The organism is Sphingomonas sp. 35-24ZXX, assembly GCF_000786215.1.
In the GTDB taxonomy this organism is placed as follows: Bacteria; Pseudomonadota; Alphaproteobacteria; order Sphingomonadales; family Sphingomonadaceae; genus Blastomonas.
This window is the reverse complement of record NZ_JROG01000003.1, coordinates 277067-292721: the sequence shown is the minus strand read 5'-3', so window position 1 is coordinate 292721 and position 15655 is coordinate 277067. Positions and strand designations below refer to the sequence as shown.

Annotated in this window: 15 protein-coding genes and 1 riboswitch; of the genes, 3 read left to right on the top strand and 12 right to left on the bottom strand. The window is 63.8% G+C overall.

Annotated elements, in window-relative coordinates:
- Window positions 1-144 precede the first annotated feature (144 nt).
- On the top strand, window positions 145-1074 hold the full coding sequence (locus tag LI72_RS04085; RefSeq protein ID WP_081984621.1) for a DMT family transporter: 930 nt from the start codon (window positions 145-147) through the stop codon (window positions 1072-1074).
- Here LI72_RS04085 and LI72_RS04080 read toward each other — a convergent pair.
- Together LI72_RS04080 and LI72_RS04075 are read right to left on the bottom strand one after the other, a co-directional pair.
- Window positions 1071-2654: a fatty acid--CoA ligase gene (locus LI72_RS04080; protein ID WP_033924583.1), complete on the bottom strand. Its 1584-nt coding sequence runs from the start codon at window positions 2652-2654 to the stop codon at window positions 1071-1073. The genes LI72_RS04085 and LI72_RS04080 overlap by 4 nt on opposite strands.
- A 95-nt stretch (window positions 2655-2749) precedes the next feature.
- The gene (locus LI72_RS04075) at window positions 2750-3388 is read right to left on the bottom strand and encodes a DUF938 domain-containing protein (protein ID WP_052129490.1); all 639 of its coding nucleotides are present in this window, start codon (window positions 3386-3388) and stop codon (window positions 2750-2752) included.
- Between the two features lie 79 nt (window positions 3389-3467).
- On the opposite strand from LI72_RS04075, the gene LI72_RS04070 reads away from it, so the two are divergent.
- Window positions 3468-3968: a methyltransferase family protein gene (locus LI72_RS04070; protein WP_052129489.1), complete on the top strand. Its 501-nt coding sequence runs from the start codon at window positions 3468-3470 to the stop codon at window positions 3966-3968.
- A gap of 39 nt (window positions 3969-4007) precedes the next feature.
- Here LI72_RS04070 and gcvPB read toward each other — a convergent pair whose 3' ends face one another.
- From gcvPB to LI72_RS04020, 10 genes are all read right to left on the bottom strand, one after another.
- Window positions 4008-5588, bottom strand: coding sequence for an aminomethyl-transferring glycine dehydrogenase subunit GcvPB (gene gcvPB / locus LI72_RS04065; RefSeq protein WP_033924582.1), 1581 nt, complete (start codon window positions 5586-5588; stop codon window positions 4008-4010).
- A complete protein-coding gene (gcvPA, locus tag LI72_RS04060; protein ID WP_033924581.1) occupies window positions 5585-6943 on the bottom strand; it encodes an aminomethyl-transferring glycine dehydrogenase subunit GcvPA in 1359 nt (452 codons plus the stop codon). Before gcvPA ends, gcvPB begins: the two co-directional genes overlap by 4 nt.
- Before the next feature lie 52 nt (window positions 6944-6995).
- On the bottom strand, window positions 6996-7367 hold the full coding sequence (gene gcvH, locus LI72_RS04055; RefSeq protein WP_033924580.1) for a glycine cleavage system protein GcvH: 372 nt from the start codon (window positions 7365-7367) through the stop codon (window positions 6996-6998).
- A 28-nt stretch (window positions 7368-7395) separates the two neighbouring features.
- Window positions 7396-8529: a glycine cleavage system aminomethyltransferase GcvT gene (gcvT, locus tag LI72_RS04050; RefSeq protein WP_081984619.1), complete on the bottom strand. Its 1134-nt coding sequence runs from the start codon at window positions 8527-8529 to the stop codon at window positions 7396-7398.
- 172 nt (window positions 8530-8701) lie between these two features.
- A riboswitch (glycine riboswitch) is annotated at window positions 8702-8794 on the bottom strand.
- A gap of 88 nt (window positions 8795-8882) precedes the next feature.
- Window positions 8883-10052 carry a deoxyguanosinetriphosphate triphosphohydrolase gene (locus tag LI72_RS04045; protein WP_033924579.1) on the bottom strand — a complete coding sequence of 390 codons (1170 nt, stop codon included), beginning with the start codon at window positions 10050-10052 and terminating at the stop codon, window positions 8883-8885.
- A 76-nt stretch (window positions 10053-10128) separates the two neighbouring features.
- Window positions 10129-10824, bottom strand: a complete 696-nt coding sequence (locus tag LI72_RS04040) for an aspartate/glutamate racemase family protein (protein WP_033924578.1) — start codon at window positions 10822-10824, stop codon at window positions 10129-10131.
- Between the two features lie 5 nt (window positions 10825-10829).
- Window positions 10830-12284: an NAD(P)(+) transhydrogenase (Re/Si-specific) subunit beta gene (locus LI72_RS04035; protein WP_033925272.1), complete on the bottom strand. Its 1455-nt coding sequence runs from the start codon at window positions 12282-12284 to the stop codon at window positions 10830-10832.
- Between the two features lie 77 nt (window positions 12285-12361).
- Entirely contained in the window at window positions 12362-12646 is a 285-nt protein-coding gene (locus LI72_RS04030) for an NAD(P) transhydrogenase subunit alpha (protein ID WP_026091457.1), read from the bottom strand.
- A gap of 91 nt (window positions 12647-12737) precedes the next feature.
- Entirely contained in the window at window positions 12738-13868 is a 1131-nt protein-coding gene (locus LI72_RS04025) for an NAD(P) transhydrogenase subunit alpha (protein WP_033924577.1), read from the bottom strand.
- 11 nt (window positions 13869-13879) lie between these two features.
- Window positions 13880-14014 carry an aa3-type cytochrome c oxidase subunit IV gene (locus LI72_RS04020; protein WP_033925271.1) on the bottom strand — a complete coding sequence of 45 codons (135 nt, stop codon included), beginning with the start codon at window positions 14012-14014 and terminating at the stop codon, window positions 13880-13882.
- Between the two features lie 154 nt (window positions 14015-14168).
- Between LI72_RS04020 and LI72_RS04015 the strand changes: the two genes are divergently transcribed.
- Window positions 14169-15611, top strand: coding sequence for a sigma-54-dependent transcriptional regulator (locus LI72_RS04015; RefSeq protein ID WP_231562357.1), 1443 nt, complete (start codon window positions 14169-14171; stop codon window positions 15609-15611).
- Window positions 15612-15655 lie beyond the last annotated feature (44 nt).

Here is a 15655-nt window from a genome sequence, read left to right as displayed (position 1 = left end):
GCTTTGGCCAGAGCGCACAGCCCTGCCCTTTTGGTCCCGGCCTATGCGAAAATGCCGGGACGATGTTTGCACCGCGATGATTTGCGGCAGATATGCCATTCTGCGGGATGACGTAACCGCCCGGGGCTGATAGCAACGACGACGATGGCCTTGCCCGAACCCCAGCCTGCCCCTCCTGCCCCGCCTGCCAGCAGCCCGCCCGCCAACCAGGCGCTGGTGGCCATCGGCATCCGGCTTCTGGCGGCGATTTCCATCACCGCCATGTTCGCGTGCGTCAAACTGGCGTCGAACCATGGCGTGCACGTGCTGGAAAGCGTGTTCTATCGGCAGCTGACAGGCGTTCTGGTGCTGATCCCGGTCGCGCTGGCCGGGTCCGGGCTGTCGGTGCTCAAGACCGACCGACCCTGGACGCATGCAGGGCGCATGGTCGTGGGGCTGGTGGCCATGTCGCTGAACTTCCTGTCCTTTGCGCTGCTGCCGATTGCAGAAGCAACGGCGATTGGCTTCATGGTGCCGATCGTTGCGACATTGCTGTCGATTTTCCTGCTGCATGAAGCCGTGGGCGTGCACCGCTGGAGCGCGATTGCCGCCGGACTGATCGGCGTGATCATCGTCGTCCAGCCCGGAAGCGGCCATATCCCGCTGGCAGGCGCGCTCGTCGGCATCAGCGGGGTCGCCATCACTGCGTGGGTCAGCATCATCATCCGCAAGCTGGGCGAAACCGAGAGCCCGGTGACCACGATGTTCTGGTTCTCGCTGAGCTCGCTCGTGCCGCTGGGAATCGCGATGCTGTTCTTCGGCAAGATGCACGATGCGGAAACCTGGGGAATTATCGGATTGATGGGTCTGTTCGGTGCGGCGGCGCAGCTGGGCATCACCTGGTCGCTGCGGCTCGCCCCGGTCTCGGTAGTGCTGCCGATGGATTATTCGAGCCTCATCTGGGCGGCGCTGGCCGGCTGGCTGATCTGGGAGAACTGGCCGGTGCCCGCGACCTGGATCGGGGCACCGCTGATCATCGGATCGGGCCTGTACATCGCCTGGCGCGAAAACCGGCTGGCGCGCCTGCGAGGCTAGCCGACGGCGCGGTCGCGCCCCACCCAATAGGGTGCGCGCAGTTCGCGCCGGAGGATCTTTCCCGTCGCATTGCGCGGCATTTCTGGAATGACATCGATGCTCTTGGGTGCCTTGAACGGGGCAATCCGCTCGCGCGCCCAGCTGATCACCGATGCAGGATCGACCTCGTGCCCCGGCTTGGGCACCACCACCGCCTTCACCGCCTCGCCCCATTTGTCGTCCGGAGTGCCGATCACCGCGACCTCCAGCACATCGGGATGGCCGAAGATCGCGTTCTCGACCTCGGCAGGGTACACATTCTCGCCGCCGGAAATTATCATGTCCTTCACCCGGTCCTGGATGAAGACATAGCCATCGTCGTCCATATACGCCGCGTCGCCGGTGAGCAGCCAGCCATCGGCATCGACGGTTTCGCGTGTCTTGGCGTCGTTGCGCCAATAGCCGACCATGTTGAGCGGTGACCGGGTCGCGATCTCGCCGATCGTGCCGTTGGGCACTTGCTGGCCCTGGCCATCGACGATGCGGATTTCCACGCCCGGCAGCGCCTTGCCGGCGGAACGCATCCGCTCGTTGCCAGCGGGGTCATGATCCTCCGGCGGCAACGCGCAGAAAGTGCCGGTGGTTTCGGTCATGCCATATTGCTGGCAGAACTCGGCCCCCATGGTCTGCATGCATTGCCGCAGCAGTTCCAGCGGGATCGGCGCTGCGCCGTACATCACCAGCTTCAGCCGCGACCAATCAGTGCTGCCAGCGCGTGGGTGGTTGACCACCATCTGCAGCGCGGTGGGGACGAGGAACATGTGTGTCACGCCGTCACTGACGCAATCGAGCACGGCGTCGGGCGAGAACTCGGCGCGGATCACTGCACGGCAGCCGTTGTAGAAAGCGATGGTGCCGACGCCGGATCCTGCGATGTGCGCCACCGGCATGATCACCAGCATCGAATCCTCGCGGCTGATCTTGTACCAGTCGACGTCGGATGCCTCGATGATCGGGCGCAGCGCAAACATGTTGCGATTGCACAGCACCGCACCCTTGGGATTGCCGGTGGTGCCGGATGTGTACAGCTGCAGCACCCCGCGCTCGGGGTCGATATCGGGCAGCCCGCCCGAACCCTGCGCTGCGGCCCAGTCGTCGAGCGTCTCCAGTCCTGCGGCATCCTCGGGCGTGTCGACCAGCACAGTGCGCAGGCTGTCCAACCCTTCGGCTGCCGCTTGGGCGGTGGCGGCAAAGCCGGGCTGGCATACCAGCAACGCTGCGCCGGTATCGGCCAGGATATAGCGGATTTCGGGAACGGCCAGGCGCCAGCCCACGGGCACCATGGCAAGCCCAGCGCGGCTGGCCGCGACCAGCAGGATGAAATAGAGGCTCGCATTCTTGCCAAGCCATGCAATGCGGCTGTCGGGCTCCAGCCCGGCTGCGGCAAAGGCCCGCGCGTAGCGATCGACCTGTTCATCGAGCTCGCGATAGCTGATGCGGGTGACACCATCGTCCAGAGCGATGCCGTCGGGCCGCTCCTCGGCCCAGTAACGCACGGTGGAACCCAGGTCGGTACGCGCTTCGGTGACGCTGGCCAGCATATCTCTCTCCCACTATGGCGGTGGGGCGAGCCTTTGCGGCCCTGCCCTTTGGAGAAGGCTAGGCGCAAAGCCGACCGCTTGACAATAGATATGCGTCAGCAGCGACGATAGATCAGCGACAGATTGTTGGCCGGCATCTCGATCAGCGCGGCGCGCGCAAAGCCGTGGCTACGCGCCAGATCATCCACAGCCGCGACATCGCGCAACCCCCAGGCAGGGTTGCGGCTTTTGAGCGAGGCATCGAAATCCAGATTGCTCTGTGCGGTCATGACGTCATGACGCACGAACGGACCATAGAGATAGAGCGGCGCGCCCGGCGAAAGCAGGCGGTTTGCCTGGCTGAACAGCGCCTCGCTCGCGCTCCAGGGGCTGATGTGCAGCATGTTGATGCACAGCATCGCGTCGGCACGATCGATCGGCCAGCCTGGCTGTTCGACATCGATCAACAGCGGCGGGCAGATATTGGCGAGCCCCGCCTGCGCGCTCCAGGCCGCGATCGAGTCCAGCGCGGCAGGCTCGCAATCGCTCGGCTGCCACTGCGCATCAGGAAAAAGCCCGGCAAAGTGGACGATATGCTCGCCGCTGCCACTCGCGATCTCGAGCACGGTGCCGTGCGCGGGGACGACCGATTGCAGCACATCGGCAATTGCATCCCGGTTGCGCAATGTCGCCGGGGCGTGACGGCGGGCTTCGGTGCCAGCCTCGTCGATCAGCCAGGGTTTGGGTTCGCTCATCAGTGCATCATGCCGTCAAAGACAGGGCCACGCAATCGCGCCGCTTGCAAGCCGCCCGGCGAGACGGCAGGTTGGGAGCATGATCAACGACGAACCGCCCCAGTTGCCGCGCGTGGATGCGAGCATTGCCCCGGCTGTGGGATTTCCGCCGCCGCTGGTGTTCCTCGGCTTCATCCTGCTCGGACTGCTGGCAGATCGGGTGTTGGCGCTTCCCCCGATTCCGATGGCGCGATCGGTCGAGTGGGTGGGGTTTTCGCTGATCGTGGGAGGCATTGGTCTGCTGATCGTGTCGCTGGGCCTGTTTCGCGCCTATGGCGAGAACCCGGAACCCTGGACACCCAGCCAGGCGATCATCGCCCGCGGTCCCTATCGGCACAGCCGAAACCCGATGTACCTGGGGATGCTGGTCATCCAGCTGGGCTATGCCTTGTGGGATGGCAGCATGGGTGTGCTGGGCTTCGTGCCCTTTGCCTTCATTGCCATCGACCGCGCGGTCATTGCCAAGGAAGAGAAATACTTGGCCGAGAGATTTGGCAAGCCGTTTGAAGATTACTGCGCCCGCGTGCGGCGCTGGATATGAAAAACCCGCCCGGCATGGAACCGGGCGGGTTGAGAAGGTTTACTCGGCAGCTTCGGCCTGCTCGATCGCAGGCTCGGTCCACACCAGCACCGGCTTGCGCGCGGCCAGCGTCTCGTCGAGACGGCGGCGCGGCGCGAAATGCGGGGCGCTGTGCAGCGACGGATCGCCCTGCTTGGCGCGCAAAGCCACCGAACGGAATGCACCGATGAACTGATCGAGAGCCGCCTTGCTTTCGGTCTCGGTCGGTTCGACCAGCATCGCACCGTGCACCACCAGCGGGAAGTAGACCGTCATCGGGTGGAAGCCCTCGTCGATCAGTCCCTTGGCGAGATCAAGGGTCGAGAAGCCCTCGGCAAAACCGGCATCGGAGAACAGGGCCTCGTGCATGCACGGACCTGCCGCAGCAAACGGTGCATCGAGAATGTCCTCGAGCGAGCGAAGGACATAGTTGGCGTTGAGCACCGCGTCTTCGGCAACCTGTTTCAGTCCGTCAGCGCCATGGCTGAGGATGTACGACAGCGCGCGGGTGAACATGCCCATCTGGCCGTGAAACGCCACCATCCGGCCAAAGCTCGACGCGTGGTGATCCTCGGCGCTTTCTTCCTCGATCAGCACCAGCTTGCCATCGTCGAGACGCTCGACGAAAGGCAGCGGCGCAAAAGGAGCCAGCGCTTCGGAGAACACCACCGGGCCCGAACCAGGACCGCCGCCGCCATGCGGGGTGGAGAAGGTCTTGTGCAGATTGATGTGCATCGCATCCACGCCCAGATCGCCCGGACGCACCTTGCCGACCACCGCGTTGAAGTTGGCGCCATCGCAATAGACGAATCCGCCGACTTCATGCACCGCGTCCGAGATGACCTTGAGGTCGCGCTCGAACAGGCCGCAGGTGTTGGGGTTGGTGATCATCACGCCAGCGACGTCCGGGCCCAGACGCGCAATCAGCGCATCGACATCGATGCGGCCATCGGGCTTGGCGGGAATGTCTTCGACCTGATAGCCGACGAATGCGGCGGTCGCAGGGTTGGTGCCGTGTGCGCTTTCAGGCACCAGAATCACCGAGCGCTTGTCACCGCGGGCTTCGAGCGCCGAACGGATCGCGAGGATTCCGCACAGTTCGCCATGCGCGCCGGCCTTGGGCGACATTGCAACGCCAGCCATGCCGGTCAGCTTGACGAGCCATTCGCCCAGTTCGTCGATCACCGCGAGTGCGCCCTGCACCGTGTGGATCGGCTGGAGCGGGTGGATGTCGGCAAAGCCGGGCAGCCGCGCCATCTTCTCGTTGAGACGCGGATTGTGCTTCATCGTGCACGATCCCAGCGGAAAAAGGCCGAGGTCGATCGCGTAATTCTGACGGCTCAGGCGCGTGTAATGACGCACGGTTTCCTGCTCGGACAGACCGGGCAGGCCGATCGCCGCCTTGCGCTCCAGCCCGCCAAGCCGCGAGGCGACCTTCGGGGCTTCGGCGAGATCGACACCGGTGCGGGTCCGATCGCTGATCTCGAAGATCAGCGCTTCTTCCAGCATCAGTGCGCGGTTGCCGGTGCTGGTGGCAGCGGCGAATTCGACCACGGTGTCTTCAGCCTGCCGGGTGGGGCGGCCCTGATTGTTCATGCTCATGCCAGCAACTCCTGAAGGGTGTTAGCGAATGCTTCGATATCGTCCATCGAGACGGTTTCGGTGACGGCGACGACCAGCCCGTTGGCAAGGCCCGCCTCTTCGGGGAACAGCCGGCCCAGCGACACACCGCCCAGGATCTGGCGATCCGCCAGCTCGCGCACGACATGCCGAGCATCTTCGGGAAGAACCAGCGTGAACTCGTTGAAAAAGCTATCGTTGAGCAGCGTTACGCCGGGCACCTGGGCCAGACGCTCGGCGGCGGTCACCGCCATGGCGTGGTTGATCTCGGCCAAACCGCGCAGACCCTTTTCGCCCAGCAGCGTCATGTGGATGCTGAACGCCAGCGCGCACAGGCCGCTGTTGGTGCAGATGTTGCTCGTCGCCTTTTCGCGGCGGATGTGCTGTTCGCGGGTCGACAGCGTCAGCACGAAGCCGCGCTTGCCCTCGGCATCCACCGTCTCGCCGCACAGACGGCCCGGCATCTGGCGGACATATTTCTGCTTGCAGCCGAACAGGCCGACATAGGGTCCGCCAAACTGCAGGCCGACGCCCAGCGACTGGCCTTCGCCGACAACGATGTCTGCGCCCATTTCTCCCGGGCTGCGCAGCGCGCCGAGTGCAACCGGCTCGGTCACCACCGCGATCAGCAGCGCACCAGCCGACTGCGCGGCACTCGCCAGCGCCGACAGGTCGTCGATCCGGCCCAGAATATCGGGATACTGGACCACGACGCAGCTGGTGTTCTTGTCGATCTGGCCGATCAGCGCGTCGATGTCGGTCTCGGCCGAAAGGCTGGGTGCCTGGTGCACCAGCGCATCGCCGGTGAACCGCGCCATCGTCTTGGCGACGCCGACATAATGCGGGTGAAGGCCCGAAGACAGCAGGGCCGTGCCGCGCTTGGTGATGCGCCGAGCCATGCTGATCGCTTCCCAGCACGCCGTCGAGCCATCGTACATCGACGCATTGGCGACATCGCAGCCCAGCAGCCGTGCAACCTGGGTCTGGAATTCGAACAGCATCTGCAGCGTGCCCTGCGCGATTTCCGGCTGATAGGGCGTGTACGCGGTCAGGAACTCGCCGCGCTGGATCAGGTGATCGACCGAGGCGGGAACATGATGGCGATAGGCCCCTGCTCCCATGAAAAACGGCACGTCTCCGGCCACCACATTCTGTGCCGCCAGTTTCTTCATGTGCCGCTCGACCGCCATTTCGGGCGCGTGCATCGGCAGATCGTGAATGGGTCCGGTCAGCCGGGCCTCTTCGGGGATGTCGATGAACAGATCGTCGATCGATGCCGCGCCAATGGTCGCGAGCATCGAGGCACGGTCCTGGGTATTGAGGGGGAGATAGCGCATCGCCTTATCAGATCCTTATCGCTTCAGTGCCTGCAGGTTCGATCGTTAGAAATCAGAGACCTGCGACAAACTTCTTGTATGCGGCCTCATCCATCAGGCCTTCGAGTTCGCTGGGGTCGGAAAGTTCGAGCTTGAAGAACCAGCCGTCGCCTTCGGGGTCGGAATTGACCAGGGCCGGCTCGTCGGCGAGCACGTCATTGCCTTCGACGATGGTGCCGGAAACCGGGCTGTAGACGTCGCTTGCGGCCTTGACCGATTCGACCACGGCGGCTTCGTCGCCCTTGTCGAACTGCTTGCCTTCACCAGGCACGTCAACGAACACGACATCGCCCAGCTGTTCCTGCGCATATTCGGTGATGCCGACCGTGGCGACTTTGCCTTCGACTTCAACCCATTCATGTTCTTCGGTAAAATAACGGCTCATGTTGTTGCTCCATCAACTCGTGAGATAATCAGACAGCTTTCGCGCGGTGGTAACGGTGCGGCACGAACGGCATCGGGGCCACCGTGACCGGAATGCGCTTGCCGCGCACTTCGGCTTCGAGAACGGTACCCATTTCGATGAAGGCGGCCTTGACCAGTCCCATCGCGATCGGCGCGCCCATCGAGGGGGCAAAGCCGCCCGAGGTCACCTTGCCGACCATGCGGTCGCCGACATACAGCTCTGCGCCTTCACGTACCGGCTGGCGGCCTTCGACCATCAGGCCGACGCGCTTGCGGTCCACGCCTTCGGCGAGCTCTTCGAGAATGCGTTCGGCCCCGGCAAAGCCGCCCTCGCTGCGGCGACGCTTGCTGATCGAGAACGCCAGATCGCCTTCGACCGGGCTCACCGTTTCATCAAGGTCATGGCCGTAAAGCGGCAGGCCCGCTTCCAACCGCAGCGAATCGCGGGCACCCAGGCCGATCGGCTTGACGCTTTCGAGCGCGCACAGACGATCCGCCAAGGCAGCGGCATGATCGCAATCGACGCTGATCTCGAAGCCGTCCTCGCCGGTGTAGCCCGAGCGGCTGATCCAAAGCGCCATACCATCGAGCGTGAACGCGCCGGCCTGCATGAAATAGAGCGATGCGACATCGGGGATCAGGCTGGCGAGTGCTTCGCCGGCCTTGGGACCCTGCAGCGCGAACAGCGCGCGTTCGTCGAGCAGGGTGATCACCACCTCGTCAGGAAAGACTTCGCGCATGTGCGCCAGGTCGTCGTATTTGCAGGCGCCGTTGACCACCAGATACAGGTCGCGCTCGCGCCGGGTGACCATCAGGTCGTCCAGGATGCCGCCCTCATCGTTCAGCAGCACCGAATAGCGCATGCGGTTGACACCCAGCTTCTGGATCTCGCCGGGCACGACCGCTTCGAGCGCGACGTCCGGCGCTTCGCCGGTCAGCAGTACCTGGCCCATATGGCTAACATCGAACAGACCGGCATTCTCGCGCGTCCACAGATGTTCGGCCATCACGCCTTCATACTGAACGGGCATCTGATAGCCAGCGAAGGGCACCATGCGCCCGCCGCGCTCGCGATGCCAAGCATCGAGCGGTAGCAGCTTCTCGGGCAGGCGTTCCATCATTTCAGCGATAAAGTCGGTCATCAGGGCACTCCAGTGGCATGAGGCTGAACAGCGTCCATAGCCCCCATAGGCCATGCCCGGCATTCAACCCCCTCTGTCACTTGAACCTGAGAGCTTTCATGAGCGGGCGAGCCCGGCCATTTACCCCTTCGGTGGAGCAGCCCGGCAGGACCACTCTCTTTCCAGAGCGCCGACTAACGACACGGTCCCGATGACCTGAGAGATTCCGGGGCGGTTGCTCCTTCGGTGGCGGGGCTTGCACCCCGCGCTCTCCCGTGTCGTTTTCAAGAGCTTGCGCCCCATCGACGCTGACGGAATGACCAAAAGCTGCAAGGGCTGTCAATCAAATTATGCTGCGATGCAATATAGACGGGTCAGACGTGGCTGAGCCCCTCGAGCGCATGGCCGAAAATCTGGCGGTGGCAGGTCAGCGCAAAGCGATCGGTCATGCCTGCCAGAAAGTCGGCAATGTGGCGGCTCTTGAGCGGTTCATCCGCCGGCAGCCGCTCACGCCAATCGTCCGGCAGCAGTGCAGGATCGGCGTGATAGGCGGCGAACAGCGCCGCGATCACCTGCCGCGCGAGTTCGGCCGCCTCCAGCTGGCGGGGGTGGTGGTAAAGGCGATCATACATGAACGCCTTGAGCTCGCGCTCCTGCGCGGCCATCGCATCGGAAAAGCCCGCGATCATCTGCCCTGCTGCGCGCACATCGTCGCTGTTGCCGATCTTGAGGTCAGCGATTCGCTGCTGCGTCGACGCTATGACGTCATTGACCATCAGGCCGATCTGGTCGCGCACGAATTCCGACCGCAACCGGTCTTCCGCCACGCCAGGGAAACGTGCTCGAATGGCGTCCCACTGCCGCGCCGCACTGCCCAGAGACAGCAGGTCATCGAACGACAGGAAACCCGCACGAAGCCCGTCATCGATGTCGTGATTGTCATAGGCGATGTCGTCGGCGACCGCTGCGACCTGCGCTTCCAATGACGAGAAATGCGGCAGATCAAGGTCGAAGGCCGCATCGATCTGCGCCAGCGCCCAGGGCGCCTCAATCACGGGCCCGTTATGCTTGGCCAGCCCTTCCAGCACCTCCCAGCTGAGGTTCAGCCCCTGCCACATGGGATAAGGCGATTCGAGCACGTGCAGCGCGCGCAATGTGTGTGCGTTGTGATCAAAACCGCCCTGCCCCGCCATCGCTTCCAGCAGCGCGTCTTCGCCGGCATGGCCGAAGGGCGGATGGCCGATATCATGCGCCAGGCACAAAGCCTCGGTCAGGTCCTCGTCGAGCCCCAGCGCGCGCGCGATGGTGCGTCCGATCTGCGCGACCTCCAGACTGTGGGTCAACCGGACGCGATAATGATCGCCATCGGGCGCGACGAACACCTGCGTCTTGTGCCGCAACCGGCGAAAGCTGATCGAATGGATGATGCGATCGCGGTCGCGCTGAAACGCACCACGCGGACCGCGCGTTGGCGCCCCGCTTTCGGCATATTGCCGCCCGCGCGAGTTCGACGGATCGCAGGCATAAGGTGCGCGGGGGTACATTGTTTCTGGCGACTCCGATGGCCTAGCCGCCATCCGGCACAGGCCTTCGCGCTTTAGGCGCAAGCCAGCGTCAGACTCAAGCCTCGCCCATGATCCAGTTCACCGCGGCATGCGCATGGATTGCCGTGCCATCATAAATCGGCAGCACGTTGGCCTTGGTGTCGATGATCATTTCCAGCTCGGTACAGCCCAGCACCACCGCCTGGACGTCTTCCTTGGCGATGTTGGTGAGGAAGGTCTTCATCGTACGCTCCGATTCGCGGACCACCCGGCCTTCCATCAGCTCGTCATAGATGATCCGGTCGATCTCCTCGACGCGTTCCATGCTGGGGGCCAGCAGCCCGATACCATGGCGCACAAGTCGCTGGCGGTAGAAGCTCTCGAGCATCACGTTGCGCGTACCGATGATCGCGGCGCGCTTGATACCATCGGCCTGCATCTTCTCGCCGACGCAATCGGCGATGTGGATGATCGGCACCGAGACCGACGCCTGCACCCGATCATAGACCTTGTGCATCGAATTGGCGCAGATCAGGATGGCAGTCGCGCCCGACTGATCGAGCGACCGCGCCGCGGTGATCAGCTTTTCCGCCGCATGATCCCAGCCCTCGGGCGTGCGGATCTGCGCCAGATCGCAGAAGTTGAGGCTCTCGATCGCGATCGGACCGCTGCACAGCGATCCGGCGCGCTTCTGCACTTCCTTGTTGATCAGGCGGTAATAGGTTTCGGTGGAAACCCAGCTCATCCCGCCGATCAGGCCGATCTTGCGCATGCGGCTTAGTGCCCCAGGTTCTTGCAGATATCCTCGACCATCTTCTTTGCGTCGGCCAGCAGCATCATCGTCTGGTCCATGTAGAAGACATCATTGTCGACCCCCGCATAGCCCACGCCGCCCATCGAGCGCTTGATGAAGAACACCGTCTTGGCCTTGTCGACATCGAACACCGGCATGCCGTAGATCGGCGAGGACTTGTCGGTCTTGGCTGCCGGATTGACCACGTCGTTGGCGCCGATGATGAAGGCGACATCGGTCTGCGCGAATTCGCTGTTGATGTCCTCGAGTTCGAACACCTCGTCATAGGGCACGTTGGCCTCGGCGAGCAGCACGTTCATGTGCCCTGGCATGCGGCCTGCGACCGGATGGATCGCGTACTTGACGCTGACGCCTTCCTTCTTGAGCAGATCGCCCATTTCGCGCAGTGCGTGCTGCGCCTGCGCCACCGCCATGCCGTAACCGGGGACGATGATCACGCTTTCGGCCTGCTTCATCATATAGGCTGCGTCTTCGGCGCTGCCGCGCTTCCAGGGACGGTCGACCTTGGCTGCGCCCGCGCCGCCACCGCCACCCGCATCCGCGCCAAAGCCGCCCGCGATCACCGAAATGAAGCTGCGGTTCATCGCCTTGCACATGATGTACGAGAGGATCGCGCCCGACGAGCCCACCAGCGCGCCGGTGATGATCATCGCGGTGTTCGACAGGGTGAAGCCCATCGCTGCGGCCGCCCAGCCCGAATAGCTGTTGAGCATCGAGACGACGACGGGCATGTCTGCGCCGCCGATGGGGATGATCAGCAGGAAGCCGATGATGAACGACAGCAGGGTGATCAGCAGGAAAAGATAGCCTTCGCCCGGACCGCCATCGGCGGACACGGTGTAGACGGCGATCATGCCCAGGATCGCGGCCAGCACGCCCAGGTTGATGACATGGCGGCCCGGCAGCATGATCGGCGAGCCCGACATATTGCCGTTCAATTTCAGGAACGCGATGACCGAACCCGAGAAGGTGATCGCACCGATCGCGACACCCAGGCCCATTTCGACGCGGCTGACCGCGAGGATCTGGCCCGCAGCATCAAGAATCCCGAACGCTTCGGGGTTCAGCCACGCCGCAAGCGCCACCAGCACGGCGGCCAGACCGACGAGCGAGTGGAATGCTGCGACCAGCTGCGGCATGTCGGTCATCTTGATCTTGCGCGCGATGACGAAGCCGGCAACACCGCCGATCGCGATGGCGGCGATGATCTCGACGATATTGGCGATGTCATGCGTGATCAGCGTCGTGATGACCGCGATCCCCATGCCGATCATGCCGAAGCGGTTGCCATCGCGGCTGGTTTCGGGGCTGGAAAGCCCGCGCAATGCCAGGATGAAGAACACGCCTGCGACCAGATAGGCCAGCGACACCCACGGGCTCACCGGCGCGGCATCGCCGCCCGATGCGAACGCGGGCATAGCCGTCAGCGCGCTGACGGCGGCTGCGGCGAAGGTCAGTGGACGACGAGTCATGTTCATTGCTGCCCCCAGAGCCATCACTTGCGCTCCTTCTTCTTGTACATCGCAAGCATGCGCTCGGTGACGGCAAAGCCGCCGAAAATGTTGACGCTGGCAAACACGACCGCCAGCAGACCCAGATATTTGGCAACGGCAGAACCGGCCTCGGCGCTGGCGATCAGCGCGCCGACAATAATCACCGACGAAATCGCATTGGTCACCGCCATCAGCGGCGTGTGCAGCGCGGGCGTCACCGACCAGACGACGTAATAGCCCACGAAACAGGCCATCACGAAGATCGAGAGGATCGAGATGAAATCCATCTTCATATTCTCCATTCGTCCCGGCGGATCGGCCATGCGATCGCGCGGGAAAGGTCCGGGCCAAGCCGGTCAAATGTTCAACCGCTGAGGATCAGCTGGCGAGCAGCCTTTCGCTCACAACCTTGCCACCCATGGTCACGCGGACGCCCTGGACGATTTCGTCGTCGTCGGGGAAGACCGGTGCCTTGGTTTCCTTGTCCCAGAAGGCCGAGAAGAAGTTGTAGAGGTTGCGCGCAAACAGCGCAGATGCGTCGGTCGCGAGGCGCGAAGGCACGTTGCGGTGGCCGACGATCTTGACGCCGTGGCGAACAACGACCTCGCCCGCGACCGCGCCTTCGACATTGCCGCCCTGTTCGACCGCGAGGTCAACGAGCACGCTGCCGGGCTTCATGCTGGCCACCTGCGCATCGGAAACGAGCCGCGGTGCGGGGCGTCCGGGGATCAGCGCGGTGGTGATGACGATGTCCTGCTTGGCGATATGCGCCGAGACCAATTCGGCCTGCGCCGCCTTGTACTCGTCCGACATTTCGGTGGCATAGCCGCCTGCGCCTTCACCCTCGATCCCCGCAACATTCTCGACGAAGATCGGCTTGGCACCCAGCGACTGGATCTGTTCCTTGGTGGCCGAACGCACGTCGGTTGCAGAGACCTGCGCGCCCAGGCGGCGCGCGGTGGCGATTGCCTGCAGGCCGGCAACGCCCACCCCCATCACGAAGACCTTGGCGGCAGAGACGGTGCCCGCCGCGGTCATCATCATCGGGAAGGCCTTGCCATATTCGGCCGCACCGTCGAGCACGGCCTTGTAGCCAGCAAGGTTCGATTGCGACGACAGGATGTCCATCGACTGCGCGCGGGTGATGCGCGGCATGAACTCGAGCGCGAGGGCCTGAAAACCGGCGGCCGCATAGGCATCGATCCGGGCGCGTTCGCCAAACGGATTGAGCGACGCTGCGATCATCGCACCGGGTTTGGCGCCCGCGAGACTGTCAGGATCAGGGCCCTGGACACCAAAGATGATGTCCGCGTCGCCCACCACATCGGCGCGCGAGCCGACCGTGGCGCCCGCGGCTGCGAAATCGGCATCGGAAACCGATGCAAACTCGCCTGCCCCGGTTTCCACCGCGACCTCAGCACCCAAAGTGATGAACTTCTTGACTGTTTCAGGGCTCGCCGAAACGCGCCGCTCGCCCGATGCCTGCTCCTTGAGGACCGCGATCTTCATGCCGCCGCCGGTCAGCTGGCGATGAGGACGACGACGAACGCTGTTACCAGCGCCGCGATGATGGAACCGGTCTTGAGCAGGCCCATGAAGCCTTCATAGGTCTGGCGGGCATATTCGATATTGTTGCTGGACGTGTCGTTGGCCATGGTCAGAGCCTTCCCCATTGCAATTGGTGCCGAAATTGATTTCGGTTCGCCTTAACCGAATGCCGGGTGTCGCTCAATCCCGCAAGCTGCAAATCGCTAGGGGGGATGCAAGCACAACTTTAATGGGGTTTTTACCACATGTCGCTACGCACTGATGCTGATGGCAAAGGAACGAACAGACGCTGACCAGCAGACCCGCCGGGTGATGCTGATCGATAACGAACCGGCACAGTGCCGTCTGGTCGCTGCGCTGGCCGCGAAGGCTGGCTGGCGCACGGTGTTCGCGCACGATTCGGAAACCGCGATTGCCATGCTGGGCACGCAGGAAGGGATGATGCTCGACGCGATCATCCTCGACCAATGGGTGCCGGGGGATGACGCCGCCGAACTGATCGCGGAGCTCAAGGCGCGCCGCCCCGCGTTGCCGATCCTGATGCTGACCACCAGCACCTCGCCCTTGCTCGCGGTCGAAGCGATGCGCGCTGGTGCCACCGATTATTTGATCAAGCCGATCGCGCCCGACCGGTTGGTCGCCGCGCTTAACGCCGCAGCGCGCACCGATGATGCAGCGGAACTGCGGCCGCTCACCGAAAAAATCGCTGCCCCGCTCGACTTCGACGAGATGATCGGATCGTCGCCGCGGTTCCGCGCGGCGCTTGCCATCGCCGCCAAATCGGCGCGCACGCATTCGCCGGTGCTGATCGAAGGCGAAACCGGCACCGGCAAGGAAATGATCGCGCGTGCCATTCACGCCTCGAGCCCGCGCTCGAAGCTCGCGCTGCGGCTCGTCACCTGTGCCGGCGCCTCCAGCGGGCAGATCGAATCGCAGCTGTTCGGCCATGAACGCGGTGCCTTTCCCGGCGCGTTCGACCGGCATGTGGGCGTAATCCAGCGGGTCGAGGGCGGCACGATCTTCATCGACGAAATCGACCAGGTGCCGCTCGAATCGCAGGCCAAGCTGGCAGACGCGATCCGCGCGGGCGAAATCCGGCCCCTCGGTGCGCGGCACAGCTTCCGCTGCGATGTCCGCTTCATCTGTGCCAGCAACATGCCGCTCAAGCCCATGGTCGAAGCGGGCACCTTCCGCGAGGACCTGTATTTCGCGATCGCGCCGGTGCACATCACGATTCCCGCCTTGCGCGACCGCACCAGCGACATCCCCGCGCTCGTCCGACATTTCCTGGCGCGCATCGCCGAGCAGCCGGGCCTGCGCGGGCTGGGAATCACTGACGAAGCGCTGCAGCTGCTCTCCAGCTATGACTGGCCGGGCAATGTCCGTCAGCTGCAGAACGCCCTTTTCCGTGCCGCGATCTTCTGCGACGGCGATGCGCTGACCACGGCCGAGTTCCCGCAGCTCACCCACATGCTGGGTGAGGAGGAACCGCGCCGGGCAACGGCCAGCCACGACGGCATCGGCATCACGCTCTATGCCGAAGACGGCAATCTGCGCCCGCTCGAGGAAATCGAGGCCGATGTCATCCGCCTCGCCATCGGGCACTACAGAGGCCGGATGACCGAGGTTGCCCGCAGGCTTGGGATCGGCCGTTCGACCTTGTACCGCAAGCTGACTGAGCTGGGCATCGACAACGCTGCCTGATCGGCGCGAGCGCGCCAGGCCTTTTTCCCTTCCCTGCACCAGCC